The sequence below is a fragment of the Pseudomonas palmensis genome, from assembly GCF_049942755.1.
GTDB lineage: Bacteria > Pseudomonadota > Gammaproteobacteria > Pseudomonadales > Pseudomonadaceae > Aquipseudomonas > Aquipseudomonas palmensis.
Window position 1 is genome coordinate 4,691,603 of record NZ_CP187958.1, and the last position, 14,279, is coordinate 4,705,881.

The window sequence follows — 14,279 nt, forward strand, 5'->3', positions numbered from 1 at the left end:
GCCACGAGGACACCTCATGAACCGTTTGAGCAGCACCGTGACGGCCCTGGCCGTAGCCATTTCCCTGAGCAGCGTGGCCACTGCCGCCACCCGTTACGAAGAACTGGCCAACCAGCCCTTCGAAAAGGGCTTCCCGACCGAAGCAACCGCACGCAGCCTCATCGACGAGCTGGTGTTCCAGCGCGCCGTGCAGTCGTACCTGTGGGCGTTGCCGGCGATCAACATCTGGTCGATGAAGGAGGCCTCCGAGAAGCACTTCGGCGCCGGCTACAACATCCTGCCCACCTGGAAGAAACGCATCAACGCCAAGACACTGGTGACCACGCCCAACTCCGACCTGGTCTACGCCATGAGCTACCTGGACCTGGCCAAGTACGGCCCGCTGGTGGTCGAAGCCCCGCCTGGGGTGCAGGGCATGTTCGACGACTTCTTCCAGCGCCCCATCGTCGGCCCGACCATCGACGGCAAGACCTGGCGCGGCGACGTGGGCCTGGCCGGCCCTGACAAGGGCAAGGGTGGCACCTACGTGCTGTTGCCGCCGGGCTACAAGGGCCCGGAGCCGACCGAGGGTTACGTCTATCGCTCGCGCACCAACAACGTGTTCCTGTTCTGGCGCACCTTCTTCAAGGACCCCAACGACCTCAGCGTGCCGGTGGCCGAGGTCGAGCGCACCAGGATCTATCCGCTGGGCAAGAAGGACTCGGCACTGGCGATGCAGTTTCCCGATGCCACCGGCGCACCGATCAACATGCTGTTCCCCGAGGACGGTCGCTACTTCGACATGCTGTCGCGCTTCATCGACGCCGAAGCGGTGGACCCGGCCGACATGGACATGCGCGGGTTCCTGCACACCCTGGGCATCGAGAAGGGCAAGCCCTTCGCCCCGGATGCCGAACGGCGCAAGTTGCTCGATGAAGCGGCGCGCACCGCGTTCAAGATGAGCAAGGTGGTCACCAGCCACCTGCTGCCCAAAGAGCCTGGCGGCCTGTACTACAAGGATCGCCAGTTCGTGAACACCTTTGCCGGGGAGAACACCGAGTTCCAGGCCAGTGGCACCTTCACCAACCTGGAGCAGCGCGTGGCGTTCTTCACCTCGGCCTATTCGGACAGCCCGGGCATGGTGATGAACCTGGTCGGCGCCGGTGCCAAATACCCGGCCACCACCCGCGATGCCGAGGGCAAGTTCCTCGACGGTGCCCACACCTACAAGCTCAACCTGCCGGCGAACGTGCCGGCGGCCTTGTTCTGGTCGGTTACCGCCTACGACAACCTCACGGCATCGGGCCTGGACAACGGCCAGCCGTTCCCGTCGCTCAACCAGATGGACAAGCCGACGCCCAACAGCGACGGCTCCACCGACATCTACTTCGGCCCCACCTCGCCGGGCGAGGGCAAGAACTGGATCAAGACCCTGCCAGACAAGGGCTTTCTGGTGATCGTGCGGTTGTATGGGCCCAAACAGGCGTTCTTCGACCAGAGCTGGAAGCCGAGCGACCTGGTCAAGCAGTGAGGGTAGTCCAGGCGGCCTGGAACAACTAGTACCCAGGGCTCTTCTTCTGAAGAGCCCTAGGTCGATTTCAAATACCGATATAACGTCTGGCGACTGATATCGAAATCACGCGCCAGCCGGGATTTACTTTCTCCCGCGCGGGCGCGCTCAATTAAACTTACAACCTGATTGTCGGACAGTTTCTTCTTTCGACCTCGGTAGGAACCCCGATTTCTTGCAGTTGCAATACCAGCGGCCTGTTTTTCGCGCAGTGCCGCGCGCTCGAACTCTGCAAGCAACTCCATGGCCGCGACGATGGGGCCCGCAACTTCACGGCCGTCATCTCGGAATGTCAGGTTTTCATCCACAAACTTGAGCGTGACCTGTTTTTCGATCAAGCGGCGAATGAAGTTGCACAACTGCTCGGTATTGGCCGAGAGCGAGGCCATGCTGTCCACGATCACGGTATCCCCGCACTGCAGGTAACGCAGCAGCTTTTCAAAGCCTGCGCGGTGGGTGGCCGTGTCTGCAGGGGCATCGTAAAACACCGCGTCGAAGGCATCGGGGCTGGCTGGGCTGGGTACGCTGGCATCGGGTTTCGGTGAGGCGAGCCGGCAATATCTGATGCGATGCAATCTCATGGTGCCTCCTTGGCAATACTTGTACGGCGTCGTTTTATAACTGTACAACCTGTAACTAAATTAAAAATCCTTACACGTAACTGTCACGCTGAACCCACCCAAAATACACAGTTGCAAAGACTTTTACTTGCCTTATCATTTTGAAGCTTGAAAGGATCTTAACAAGCTTCACGCAAACAGTCGATTTGCGTTTATATAATGCGCGCATGCATTCACCTACCCGTTGTATAGCCCGAACAATTGACGCGGCCGGTTTGTCCTGGCGGGGGATTGTCCGACACAAACAGAGGATGAGGTATGAAAGTCTTGGAGGCAGCAATGGAACTTGAACGCCCCACTACCGATCAGCAAAAGATTGATCATGTTACCCGGCGTATTACCGAACATGGTAATTACCTGCGCCAGCGCTATCCGATCCTGCAACATCAGAATGCGCTGGGCGCAGGTGTCATGGCGGTGTCGCTGATCGGCATGGTGGTGAGTGGGGGGCTCTACCTGCAGGGGTCCATTCCTGCCTGGGGCTGCATTCTGATCAACGCGCTGCTGACCTCGTTCATTCATGAAATAGAACACGATCTGATTCATCGTCTTTATTTCAGAAAACAGCCGCTGGCGCACAATGCCATGATGTTTTTATGCTGGTTGGCTCGGCCGGGAATGCCCAGCCCCTGGTTAAGGCGAAGTTTGCACTTTCATCACCATAAAGAGTCAGGCACCGAGACGGATGTGGAAGCCTGGATCACCACCAGTGGCAGCCCCTGGGGTGTATTGCGGTTGTTGAAACTGGTGGACGGGTTCATCTTCGGTTTTCTCAATGCGGTATTTGCCCCAGGCTGGCGGGAGAAAGTCCGCTTGCTGGTCAAGATCGTCCGGCTCAATACACCCTTCGGGCTGTTGTACTGGGGTTGCTGGTATGTGTTTCTCGGCTACCACCTGTATGCCTGGCTTGGCGCGGTCAGCGGGCACGAGGTGCACAGTTCCGCGACCACCCTGGCGGTAATGGATGTGGTCAACAGTGTGGTCGTGATTCTGGTCGCGCCCAACCTGATCCGGCAGTTCTGCCTGTTTTTCATCAGTTCGAACATGCACTATTACGGTGATGTGGCACCGCGCAATGCGCTGCAGCAAACTCAGGTCATGAACGCCTGGTGGCTATGGCCGTTTCAATTGTTCTGCTTCAACTTCGGCAGCACCCACAGTATTCACCACTTCGTTGTCAGGGACCCGTTCTACCTGCGCCAGATGACCGCGCCTTATGCGCATCAAGTCATGGCCGAGGCCGGTGTTCGGTTCAATGACTTCGGCACCTATAAACGCGCGAACCGTTATTCCCTGGCACACACGCACACGCGCTCGCGTGGATGAACGTTCCATCAACCTGTGTGTTGGATGGGGCGCCCCAGGGGGCGCAGTCGGTAGTCAGGTTCACGAGCCAACAGTAATGCGTTCGGGTCTGTCAGGCGCCGAGACAATCATTGTCGCCTGGCAGGTCTGCTACGCAGCAACGTCGCTCGGTTACAGGGCAACACTTCAACGACGAGGAAGACGAGGCATGAAAGCGCAAGGGATATGTGCCCAGCCCTTCGAGGCGGTCCGGCAGGCCTTCGAAGCGATGTTCGATGATCCGCAGGAGCGGGGTGCCGGGCTCTGTGTGCAGGTGGACGGGGAGCGGGTCGTCGACCTGTGGGCCGGTGTGGCGGACCAGGAGGGCGGCAGGCCCTGGACGCACGACACGCTGGCCAACACCTTCTGTGTTGTAAAACCCTATGTGGCAGTGGCCATCCTGATGCTGGTCGAGGCGGGCCGGCTGGAACTGGATGCGCCGGTGGCCCGCTACTGGCCCGAGTTCGCCCGCAACGGCAAGGCCAGGGTCAGTGTGCGTCAGGTGATGAACCACACCGCCGGCCTGCCGGCGCTGCGGGGCCCCGACCATAACCCGATGATGTATGACTGGGAGCACATGGTGCGGGTGCTGGAAGACGAGCCGCTGTGGTGGGAACCGGGCACCGACCTGGGCTACGGCACCACCACCTTTGGCTGGATTCTGGGCGAGCTGATTCGTCGGGTGGACGGGCGCGACCCCTGCGCCTTCATCCATGAACAGATGCTGGACCCTCACGGCCTGGACGTGCACCTTGGGGTGGACGAGACGCAGTTTCACCGTATCGCTCGCTTCGACAGTGCCACCGGGCGCGTTGGCGACCCCTACTCGCAAGCGCTGCGCACGGTGGTGAAGAGCGAGCCCTCGCATATCGCCACATTCGCCTTCACCAACCCCGGCATGGTGCCCCGGCGCACCAGTGACCCGCGCTGGTGGGCCTATCGGCAACCGGGGGTGTGTGGCCATGCCACCGCTCACGGCCTGGCCGGCTTCTACAGTGCGCTGCTGGCGGGCCACTTCATCGGCCCTGAACTGCTCGACGAATTCACCCGAGAGCACAGTCATGGCATGGATCGGGTATGGATGCGGCCAATGCGCTACGGGCTGGGCTGCATGCTGGAGCAGCAGGTCGACCCGGCGGCTACCCACGCCATGGGCCCGGACACCTTCGGCCATATCGGGCTTGGCGGCCCGATCAGCTTTGCCGACCCCGAGCGGCGCGTGAGTTTCGGTTTCGTCACCACGACCTCGGGCGGCCACAGCATGATCGATCCGCGCCCCGGCCGGCTGTCAGCCCTTGTCTATGCGGCGCTTTGAGCGCGGCGCCAGCGTGCAGCGGCAGTTGCCCGCGGGTGGCGTCGCTCACCTCGAGCCAGCAGGGATGTCCCGCGGCTGATCCACATCCCTGAGGATGCCCGCATCCTCCACCGGCACCTGGACGCAGTCGTCGTGCGCGCCGCGCACGATGTCCTTGCCGCCCTGATCGCCCTGCAGGCATGCGAGGGCCGGCCAGAACTGTCGACCGAAGATCACCGGATGCCCACGCACCCCGTGATGCAGCGGCAGCACGATCTGCCGGGCGTTGCACAGGGCCTTCAACTGCTTGAGCGTCTGCCCCTGCACCCAGGGCATATCGCCCAGCAACACCGCCACGGCCGGGGCCGGTGACTGTTCCAGCGCACGCACCCCGGCTGCCAGGCTGCTGCCCATGCCCTGGTCGGCCTGCTCGGCCCACAGGACCCGTACCCGCCCGTCAATTGCCAGGTTCGCGGGATCGTCCCCGGGCCTGAGCACCACCCGGACGTCGTCGAACGCCTCCAGTGCCCGTGCCAGCGTGGCTGCCAGCAGCGTTTGCCCCGACGCCAGCCGTGCCAGGCGTTTGTCGCTGCCAAAGCGCCTGGCACGGCCTGCAGCCAGCACCAGGGCGATGCAGTCACCCTGGGTGCGCACAACACGATGCCTGAGTCAGTGGCGGGTGCTCCACCTGGGGCTGGGTCGGCCCCGCGCCGACAGCGCCGGGCAGGGGCACGCCGTTCTTCACCGCCAGCACCTCGGCCATCACGCTCACCGCAATCTCCCCTGGGGTCTTGCTGGCGATGTAGAGCCCGATGGGCCCATGCAGGCGCCGCAGCGATTCCGGCGTCTGGCCAAAATGCCCGATCAAGCGCTGGCGGCGGCTCTCGCTGTTGCGCCGCGAGCCAATCGCCCCGATGTACATCGCCGGCCCGCGCAGCGCTTCGATCAGCGCCAGGTCATCCAGCCTGGGGTCATGGCTCAGGGCAATCACGCAGGTGCGAGCATCCACCGCAAACGCGCGCACCACGTCGTCCGGCATGCCCATCAGCTTCTCTACCCCGGCGACCGTCCACACGTCCATGTGCTCCGGCCGCGGATCACACACCGACACCTTGAACCCGTTGAACAGCGCCATGACCGCCACGTACTCGGCCAGCACACCGGCGCCGATCAGCAGCATCCGGTAAGCCGGCCCCAGCGGGTTGCTCAGCCGCTGCCCATCGAAGCTGAACGGTGCATGGGGCTGGTCGGCCTGCACCGTCACCTCACCCGAGGCCAGGTCAAGCTCGCGGCGCATCAGTACTCCCTCATCAAGCAGCGCCAGCAAACGGCCCAGCGCCTGCGCGCAGGGTGCGAACTCCAGCACCAGTTCCAGGGTGCCGCCACATGGCAGGCCGAACCGGTGCGCCTCGTCCGCACTCACGCCGTAGCGCACCACCTGTGGCGCGCCGCCGGGTATCCCCGGCCCGCCATGGAGGCTGCTGTACCGGTCAATCAGGTCGTCCTCGATGCACCCGCCCGACACACTGCCCACCGCGCGCCCGTCCTGCCTGAGCACCATCATCGAGCCCACCGGTCGCGGCGACGAGCCCCAGGTGCGCACCACGGTGGCCAGCAGGCAGCGCTCGCCGCCGGCAAGCCACTCCCGGGCAGTTCGCAGCACCAGCAGGTCAATGCTTTCCATGGGGTGTCCTCGACAGGCGTTGCAATGGCATGGGGGCTTCCTGGTAGTGATGCTCAACGCATCTGCAAGATGATCGGGTTGCTGCTGGCCGGCCCGGTGTGCTCGCGCAGCTTGCCCACCGCCTTGGCCTCTACCGCGCCACCGTGATTGCCCCAGGTGCTGCGCACAAAACTCAGCACCTCGGCAATTTCCCGGTCCGACAGCTGTTCGCGAAATGCCGGCATGCGGTAGGCGTCCGGCACGCCCGCGGCGACGATGCGCTGCGAGCCGTTCAGGGTGATGTTGATGGCCGATGCGTCCTCCCCGGCCAGCGCCGAGGTGGCGCCGGCCAGGGGTGGCATCCACTCGGCCTGGCCGCGCCCGTCCAGGCCATGGCAGGTCGCGCAGCGGCTCACGTAGGTGTGGGCGCCGGGGGCCGTGGATGCGGCCGACAGCTCGCTCGCCTGGTACTGCCATGCCGGCCCGTCGCGGCTGGGGTCGCCGGGCAGCGACTTGAGGTAGTGCGCGATCGCGCCCAGGTCTTCGTCGCTCATGAACTGCGTGGAATTGTTGAACGCCTCGGTCATCGAGCCGTACACCACCGCGTGCCGGTTGCGCCCGTGCTTGAGGAAGCTGACGATATCCGCCTCGTTCCAGCGCCCGAGCCCGATGTTGGGGTCGTTGCGCAGGCTCGGCGCATACCAGCCATCCAGCAGCCCGCCGGCCAGGTACGTCTTGCTGGCCTCGCTCAGGCCCTTCTCGTTGAAGGCCAGGCCGCGCGGCGTATGGCAACTGCCGCAGTGGCCCGGCCCCTGCACGATGTACGCGCCGCGGTTCCACTGCGCGTCCTGGTCCGGCTTGGCCGGGTAGGGCGCGGGGTCGGTGAACAGGCCGTTCCACAGCGCAATCGGCCAGCGCAGGTTCAGTGGCCAGGGGATTTCGCTGGGCTTGTTGGCCTGCGCCGCCGGGCTCACCCCGTGCATGAAGAAGGCATACAGCGCGCGGATATCGTCGTCACTGAGCTTGGCGTACGAGGGGTAGGGCATGGCCGGGTACAGCCGGCGACCGTCCGGGGTCACCCCATGGCGCACGGCGCGGTCGAAGTCGGCCAGGCTGTAGGCGCCGATGCCGGTGGCGCGGTCGGCGGTGATGTTGGTGGCGTAGATCGCGCCCAGCGGGGTGGCCATCTTCAGCCCGCCGGTAAACGGCGCCGCCTCTGGCAGGCTGTGGCAGGCCACGCAGTCGCCCAGCCGCGCCACGTACTCGCCGCGTTGCACCAGGGCCGGGTCTGGCGGTGCGGCACTGGCCTGGGCAGCGAAGGGCGACGCCGGCGTGCGGGTCACGTACCAGGCCAGCACGGCTGCGATGACGAGGCACAGCAGCGCGAAACAGCCCAGCGTTGTTGCGAGTCGACTCTTGGTCATGTGCGCGATGTCCCTGATCGAGGCCTAGCTGAAGGTGTAGCGCGACAGCGGCATGCTGCGGATGCGCTGGCCGGTCAGGTGCGCCACCGCATTGGCCACCGCCGGGGCCACCGCCGGCAATGGCGGCTCGCCGATACCGCCCATCTTCGCGCCGCTCTCGACGATGCGTACATGTACCCGCGCCATGCGCTGCGCCGACAGGATCGGGTACAGGTCATAGTTGCGCGCGCGCGGCTGGCCGTTCACGTACACCGCTTCCTCCACCAGTGCCTGCGACAGCCCCAGCGACACCGCGCCATTGACCTGCGCCTCGATGATCGCCGGGTTGACGATGCTGCCGGGGTCGATGGCCTCCCAGATATCGTGCACCTTCACCTGGCCCTGCTCTATGGACACCTCGGCGATCACCGCCGCCTCCGAGCCGAACGGCGAGGCCATGGCCACACCCCGAGCGCGCCGCGAGCCGTCCTCGGCGGTGAACGGGCCACGCTTCCAGCCACCGGACAGATCGCCCACCGCCTGCAGCAGGTTGGTCAGGCGCTGGTTGTCGCGCAGCAGGTGCAGGCGCAGTTCGAACGGGTCCTGCTTGCCCTTGTCGGCCAGCTCATCGAGGAACGCCTCATAGAAGAAGTCATTCAGCGAGTTGCCCACCGAACGCCAGTAACCGAGCATCGCCGGGCCTTTCACATAGACCTGGGCGATACGTTTGCTGGGGATGGCGTAGGCCTTGCCCGACAGCCCTTCGAGTGCGGTGGGGTCGATTTTCTCGCCCTGCTTGCCGGCGATGGCTTCGGTGGGGCCTTCGGTGGCGCTGACTGCCTCGATGGCCACCGGCAGGCCCTGGGCGTCGAGTGCGGCGCGGAACTTGACCACGGCCATGGGGCGCAGCGCGTCACGCAGAAACTCCTCTTCGCGGCTCCAGATCAGCTTGACCGGGCGCCCGACCGCCTTGGCCAGCAGGATCGCCTGCGGGTAGGGGTTGGCGCTGTCGTACAGGAAGTGGCGGCCGAAAAAGCCGCCCAGCAGCGGCGAGTGCAGGGTGATCTGTGACGGGTCCAGGCCGGTGCGCTTGGCCATGTCGGCGCGGAACATGTCGGGCGCCTGGTTGGGCAGCCACACCTCCAGCGTGCCGTCGGGGTTGAAGCGCGCCAGGGCCGAAGGCGGTTCCAGCTGTGCATGGTTGAGGAACTGGTTGTGGTAGGTGGCCTCCACCTGGGTGGCGGCGTCGGCAAAGGCTTTGCCGAAGTCGCCTTCATTCTCCTCGTCGCGGGTCGGGCCGGTGGCCGCGGCCAACTGGTCGCGAAAGGCGTCACTGGAAAAGTCCGCAGGCATCTGGCGCACCTTCGCGTCGGCCGATGCCTCCAGCCACTGCACCTGCACGGCCTCCACCGCGCGCTTGGCGTGCCACCAGCGCTCGGCCACCACGGCCACCGCACCGGGCAGCCGATGCACCGAATGCACGCCCTTCATGGCTTTCACCTGCGCCTCGTTGCGCAGCTCGCCCACGCGCATGCCCAGGCGCGGTGCATGCTGCACCGCGGCATGCAGCATGCCGTCGACCTTCACGTCGATGCTGTACACGGCCTTGCCGGTGGACTTGTCATAGGCGTCCACCCGTTGCACCGGCTTGCCGATCCAGCGGAACTGGCTGGGGTCGCGCAGCGTCACGCCGGCAGGGTCTGGCACGGGCAGGTCCATGGCCTGGGCTGCCAGTTCGCCATAGCCCAGCGTGCGCCCCGACGCGGCGTGTATCACCCGGCCGGGCTCGGTGCTCAGGTCGCCCACCGGCACGCCCAGGCGCTCGGCAGCGGCCTGCAGCAGCATGGCGCGGGCCAGGGCGCCGAGGCGGCGCATGGTCGGGTAGCTGGTGCGCACCGACATGCTGCCGCCGGTGATACGCATGCCGTTGTCCATCACCACGTACTGCTCGCCGGGCGGTGCGCTGTCGATCAAAAAGGTGACGGGGTCGGCATCGAGCTCTTCGCCCACGATCTGCGCCATGGCCGTGAAGATGCCCTGGCCGCCCTCCATGAACGGGCTGAGCAGACGGATGCGGCCGTCCGGGCGGATCTCCAGGAAGGCCGGCACCTGGGTGCCGGGCGCCGCTGCGTTGCCCGTGGCGGCCTGCACACGGCTCAGGCCCAGGGGCAGGCCGAAGCCCAGCACCAGTGCGCCCACTGCCGTGCCGGCGCTTGCCAGCAGAAAGCTGCGGCGCGAGATATTGACCGGCTCGCCCACAGGGAAGGGCTGGGCCACGCCGGTAACGCGCAGGCTGTCGTTCATCAGGCGTTCTCCTGCGCGGCGGCCACGTCGTGCACGGCGGCATGGATGGCGTTGTAGGTGCCGCAACGGCACAGGTTGACCATCGCGGCAGCAATCTGGGCATCGCTCGGGTGCGGGGAGTGCTTGAGCAGGGCAGTGGCCGCCATCACCTGGCCCGACTGGCAGTAACCGCACTGGGCCACCTGGTGCCTGACCCAGGCGCTGACCACGCGCTTGCCCACGGCGTCGGCCTCCACGGCTTCGATGGTGGTGATTTCGCGCCCCACCACGCCTGCCACCGGGGTCACGCAGGCGCGCACCACGGCGCCGTCCACCAGCACCGAGCAGGCGCCGCACTGGGCCAGGCCGCAGCCGTACTTGGTACCGGTCAGGCCCAGGTCATCGCGGATCACCCACAGCAAGGGCGTGTCCGCGTCAGCATCGACCTCGTAGGTCGTCTGGTTGATTCGCAGTTGCATGGCTCACCCGTCATCAGTCGGTCAGGTCTTGATTTCTTATGGGCGTGGCCGTGCGCAAGGCGCAGGCCACCCATAGACGCTAGCACACGGGGCGGCGGGGGCCGTTGAAGGGGCGGGTCAGGTGACGATCAGCAGGGGTTGGCCAGGTCCAGCTTGGCCACGATGGCGCCGGTGAAGAAGTCCACCACCTCGCCACGATGGCTCAGCACGTGGTCGCCAAACCAGTCAGCGGCCAGTCGCGCCTTGGGCATGATGGTGGTCTCGGTATGGCCGGTGGCGGTTGCGATGATGAGATTGCCGGTGAGCGTGGAGCTGTCGGTGGGCGAGGTCGGCAGGCACAGGTGGCTGCCGGATTCGTTGAACAGGATCCGGCCCGAGCCGACATGGCCATACGCACTGACGTCCTTGGTCCATACCGTTGCGCCCTCGCGGTCGCAGCACAACAGCCGGTTGTTTTCCCCGGTCACGAACAGGTACTGCCCGTCGCGGGAAAAGCGCAGGCTGCGCACCTTTGCCTCCAGCGGCACGCTGACCCTGCCGACTTCGCCGCTGGCGCAATCGACCGTCAGCACGCCATTGCGGGCACGCTCGTCGGGGGCCCAGAGCCTGCCCTGCAACGGGTCGATGCTGCCGAACCTGGCGTCCACGTCACGCTCCACAGGGTCGCTGTGTTCACCGCTGTCCAGGTCGATGATCACCGGGCGTTTCTTGCCATTGGCCACGCTGACCAGCGCGTAGCGGGCGCTGGGGTCGAAGCGTGCCCAGTACGACAGCAGGTTCTGGGTTGCATGCAGCGGCGCGCCGTCGTGCACAAGGTTCAGCCGCGAGCGGCTGGCCCCGCGCACCACCAGCCACTTGACCCCGCTCAGCGCGATGCGGCGTTGGTCGCGCGCGATGTCCCACACGCTGTCGTCGGGCTGGGCGAAAGCCGGCCGGCTCAGGGTGCCGGTGTCGGGATGGTACTGCACGAGGCAGGGCGGGCGAACGGTGTCGTCCTTGTCGAAGAACACCAGGCGGCGCGGTACATCGATGTACATTGGAACTCCCAGGGCCAGCGTGCGAAACGATGCAGGATAAAGCCTGATTGCGCTGGGCAAAAGCACTTGCTCATGACAGTTCTGCCAGGCAGCGCTCCAGGATATCCAGCCCGCGCTCCAGCACGTCTGCCTCGGCGGTCAATGGCGCCAGCAACCTGATGATGTGCCGCGCCTTGCCCGCCGGCATCAGCAGCAGCCCGGCCGCGCGTGCCTTCTCCAGCACCTCGGCCAGTTGTGCCGTGGCCGGCTTGCCTTGTGGCGTGACCAGCTCGATGCCGCGCATGGCGCCCACACCGGTCAGGCGCCCGAGGTACGGCGTCAACCCGCGGGCCTTCCACGCTTCATAACGCCCGACGATGGCGCGCTCCTGCAGCTCGCCCCAGGTCGCCAGGTTGGCATCGCTCATCAGTTCCAGGGTCGCCAACCCTGCCGCACAGGCCAGCGGGTTGCCCGAATAGGTGCCGCCCAGGCCACCCTTGGGCAGGCTGGCCATCAGCTCGCGCCGGCCTACCACCGCTCCCAGCGGCACGCCGCCGGCAATGCTCTTGCCCAACAGCAGCAGATCCGGCTCGATGCCCAGCCGCGGGAAGCCGAAGCGCTGGCCGGTGCGGCCAAAGCCCGACTGGATCTCGTCGATGATGATCAGGATGCCGTGTGCATCGCAGAACGTGCGCAGGGCCTGGGCAAAGGTGGGGTCCATTGCCAGGAAGCCGGCTTCGCCCTGCACCGGCTCGAAGATGAAGCAGGCCACTTCGTTGACGTCGATCTCGACGCTGAACAGGCGCTCCAGCGCCTGCATCGCCTGCTCGCCGGTCACGCCGTTGTCGGCGCTGGGGTAGGGCAGGTGGAACACCGGGCCGGGCAGCACGCCGACCTTCTGCTTGTAGGGTGCCACCTTGCCATTGAGGTTGAGCGTGGCCAGGGTACGTCCGTGGAAGCCGCCATCGAAGGCCACCACCGCCGTACGCCCGGTGGCGGCGCGGGCCACTTTCAAGGCGTTCTCCGCCGCCTCGGCGCCACTGTTGGTGAGCATGCCTGCCATCGGGTAGCTCAGTGGCACGAACGCCTCCAGGCGTTGCATGAACTGCACATAGGGCCCGTGCGGGACGGCGTTGAACGCCGCATGGGTCAGTTGCGTGGCCTGGTGCTGGATGGCGCTGACGATCGCCGGGTTGCAATGCCCCAGGTTGAGTACGCCGATACCGCCCACGAAGTCGATGTAGTGCTTGCCATCGGTATCCCACACCTGGGCATTGCGCCCGTGTGAAAGTGTAATGGGATGCACAATGGAAAGAGATCGGCTGATTGTTTCGTGCGTCATGGGCAAGTACCTGGGTGACGGAAGTTTTTATATATCTAAGCCAACATCCGGCAAACGCCACAAGCGAAATAAAGTCGAGCAATCATTCCGTCAAATCGTGATCCTGCCCTGTATCCACTCGACGAACGCCTTCACCTTCGGCACCTGCGCCGCATGCTCGGCATGGGCGATGAAGTGCGCGCCCTCGCTGGGCATGGTGTGCGCCCAGGCCACCACCAGCTTGCCCTCGGCCAGTTCTTCGGCCACCAGGTAGCGTGGCACCAGGGCGATGCCGCAGCCGGCCTGGGCCGCGCGGATGCACAGGTAGAAGGTGTCGAAACGCGGCCCGTGGTAGCTGTGCTGGGACTGCAGGTCCTGCTGCAGGAACCACTCGTGCCAGGCCTCCGGGCGCGAGGTGCATTGCAGCAACGGGTGGTGGGCGAGGTCTTCGGCGCTGCGTGGCAGCGCTGCCGCGATCAGCTCGGGGTGACACACCGGCACCACCTCTTCATGGAACAGCTCGATGCAGGTGGCCCCCGGCCAGGTGCCCTGGCCGAAGAAAAACGCGATGTCGGCCTTGTTGTTGAGCAGGTCGAAGGGTTCCAGCTCGCTCTTGATGTCCAGATGGATGTTCGGGTGCTGCCGGCTGAAACCGTGCAAGTTGGGCACCAGCCAGCGTGCGCCGAAGGTGGGCTGGGTGGCCACGGTCAGCACCTGGGTCTCGCCGCCGTAGGTCAGGATGTAGCGGCTGGAGATGTCCAGCTGGGTGAGGATCTTGTTCACCTCGGCCAGGTACAGCGAGCCTGCAGGGGTCAGGTGCAGGCGCCGGCGCACGCGCTGGAACAGGTTGTGGCAGAGCATTTCCTCGAGTTGCGCCACCTGCTTGCTCACCGCGCTCTGGGTCAGGTGCAGCTCCTGCGCGGCGCGGGTGAAGCTCAGGTGGCGGGCCGCCGCTTCGAAGCATTGCAGGGTGGTGGTGGAGGGCATCAAACGCTTGGACATCGAGGGCACCGGGCAGATGAAAAGGACTGAGTTCATTCCATGGAGGAATCATGTGGTGATAAAAGGTCGTTTGTAAGCAGCCTGTTCGCAGATTAATACTGACCTGCGTCAATCATTTCAACTGCTAGTTTCGATGCCCCGAGGGACCGGGAAAAGTGCGTCCGAAACTTATCGAAAAGAGGCCGATCAGTACCCGTTACATTACGTTTGATGCCCAAAAAACAATAACGGCTCCTTACATTTCTGCTGCCGCACACTTTCCATGAAGACCTTGGCCTGACCTGCGCGGTCATCGCGCAACCAGG

General features: G+C 65.2%; 12 protein-coding genes. 3 read left to right on the plus strand and 9 right to left on the minus strand.

What is annotated here, in order from left to right:
- Window positions 1-16: 16 nt before the first annotated feature.
- Complete coding sequence (locus ACPRTJ_RS21690) at window positions 17-1,510, plus strand: DUF1254 domain-containing protein (RefSeq protein ID WP_426427279.1); 1,494 nt, start codon at window positions 17-19, stop codon at window positions 1,508-1,510.
- Between the two features lie 56 nt (window positions 1,511-1,566).
- Here ACPRTJ_RS21690 and ACPRTJ_RS21695 read toward each other — a convergent pair whose 3' ends face one another.
- Window positions 1,567-2,130 (minus strand): recombinase family protein, encoded by a 564-nt coding sequence (locus tag ACPRTJ_RS21695; RefSeq protein WP_043862978.1) that lies wholly within the window; start codon window positions 2,128-2,130, stop codon window positions 1,567-1,569.
- A gap of 297 nt (window positions 2,131-2,427) precedes the next feature.
- Here ACPRTJ_RS21695 and ACPRTJ_RS21700 point away from each other — a divergent pair, with 297 nt between their 5' ends.
- On the plus strand, window positions 2,428-3,495 hold the full coding sequence (locus ACPRTJ_RS21700; protein WP_043862977.1) for a fatty acid desaturase: 1,068 nt from the start codon (window positions 2,428-2,430) through the stop codon (window positions 3,493-3,495).
- A gap of 187 nt (window positions 3,496-3,682) precedes the next feature.
- Entirely contained in the window at window positions 3,683-4,828 is a 1,146-nt protein-coding gene (locus ACPRTJ_RS21705) for a serine hydrolase domain-containing protein (RefSeq protein WP_236176877.1), read from the plus strand.
- Between the two features lie 45 nt (window positions 4,829-4,873).
- Here the strand turns inward: ACPRTJ_RS21705 and ACPRTJ_RS21710 are convergent, their stop codons facing one another.
- The 8 genes from ACPRTJ_RS21710 to gcvA all read right to left on the minus strand — a co-directional run bounded on the left by ACPRTJ_RS21710 (window position 4,874) and on the right by gcvA (window position 13,974).
- On the minus strand, window positions 4,874-5,461 hold the full coding sequence (locus ACPRTJ_RS21710) for a nucleotidyltransferase family protein (protein ID WP_426427280.1): 588 nt from the start codon (window positions 5,459-5,461) through the stop codon (window positions 4,874-4,876).
- Window positions 5,445-6,491 (minus strand): XdhC family protein, encoded by a 1,047-nt coding sequence (locus tag ACPRTJ_RS21715; RefSeq protein ID WP_123752487.1) that lies wholly within the window; start codon window positions 6,489-6,491, stop codon window positions 5,445-5,447. Before ACPRTJ_RS21715 ends, ACPRTJ_RS21710 begins: the two co-directional genes overlap by 17 nt.
- A 53-nt stretch (window positions 6,492-6,544) precedes the next feature.
- Window positions 6,545-7,894, minus strand: coding sequence for a c-type cytochrome (locus ACPRTJ_RS21720; RefSeq protein ID WP_426427281.1), 1,350 nt, complete (start codon window positions 7,892-7,894; stop codon window positions 6,545-6,547).
- 24 nt (window positions 7,895-7,918) lie between these two features.
- Window positions 7,919-10,177 carry a molybdopterin cofactor-binding domain-containing protein gene (locus ACPRTJ_RS21725; RefSeq protein ID WP_426427282.1) on the minus strand — a complete coding sequence of 753 codons (2,259 nt, stop codon included), beginning with the start codon at window positions 10,175-10,177 and terminating at the stop codon, window positions 7,919-7,921.
- Window positions 10,177-10,635, minus strand: coding sequence for a (2Fe-2S)-binding protein (locus ACPRTJ_RS21730; protein ID WP_426427283.1), 459 nt, complete (start codon window positions 10,633-10,635; stop codon window positions 10,177-10,179). The genes ACPRTJ_RS21725 and ACPRTJ_RS21730 overlap by 1 nt, the downstream gene beginning before the upstream one ends.
- A 128-nt stretch (window positions 10,636-10,763) precedes the next feature.
- On the minus strand, window positions 10,764-11,672 hold the full coding sequence (locus ACPRTJ_RS21735) for a YncE family protein (RefSeq protein ID WP_426427284.1): 909 nt from the start codon (window positions 11,670-11,672) through the stop codon (window positions 10,764-10,766).
- 70 nt (window positions 11,673-11,742) lie between these two features.
- The gene (locus tag ACPRTJ_RS21740) at window positions 11,743-12,993 is read right to left on the minus strand and encodes a 2-aminoadipate transaminase (protein ID WP_054915403.1); all 1,251 of its coding nucleotides are present in this window, start codon (window positions 12,991-12,993) and stop codon (window positions 11,743-11,745) included.
- Window positions 12,994-13,083: 90 nt separating this feature from the next.
- Window positions 13,084-13,974: a transcriptional regulator GcvA gene (gcvA, locus tag ACPRTJ_RS21745; RefSeq protein ID WP_088515400.1), complete on the minus strand. Its 891-nt coding sequence runs from the start codon at window positions 13,972-13,974 to the stop codon at window positions 13,084-13,086.
- Window positions 13,975-14,279 lie beyond the last annotated feature (305 nt).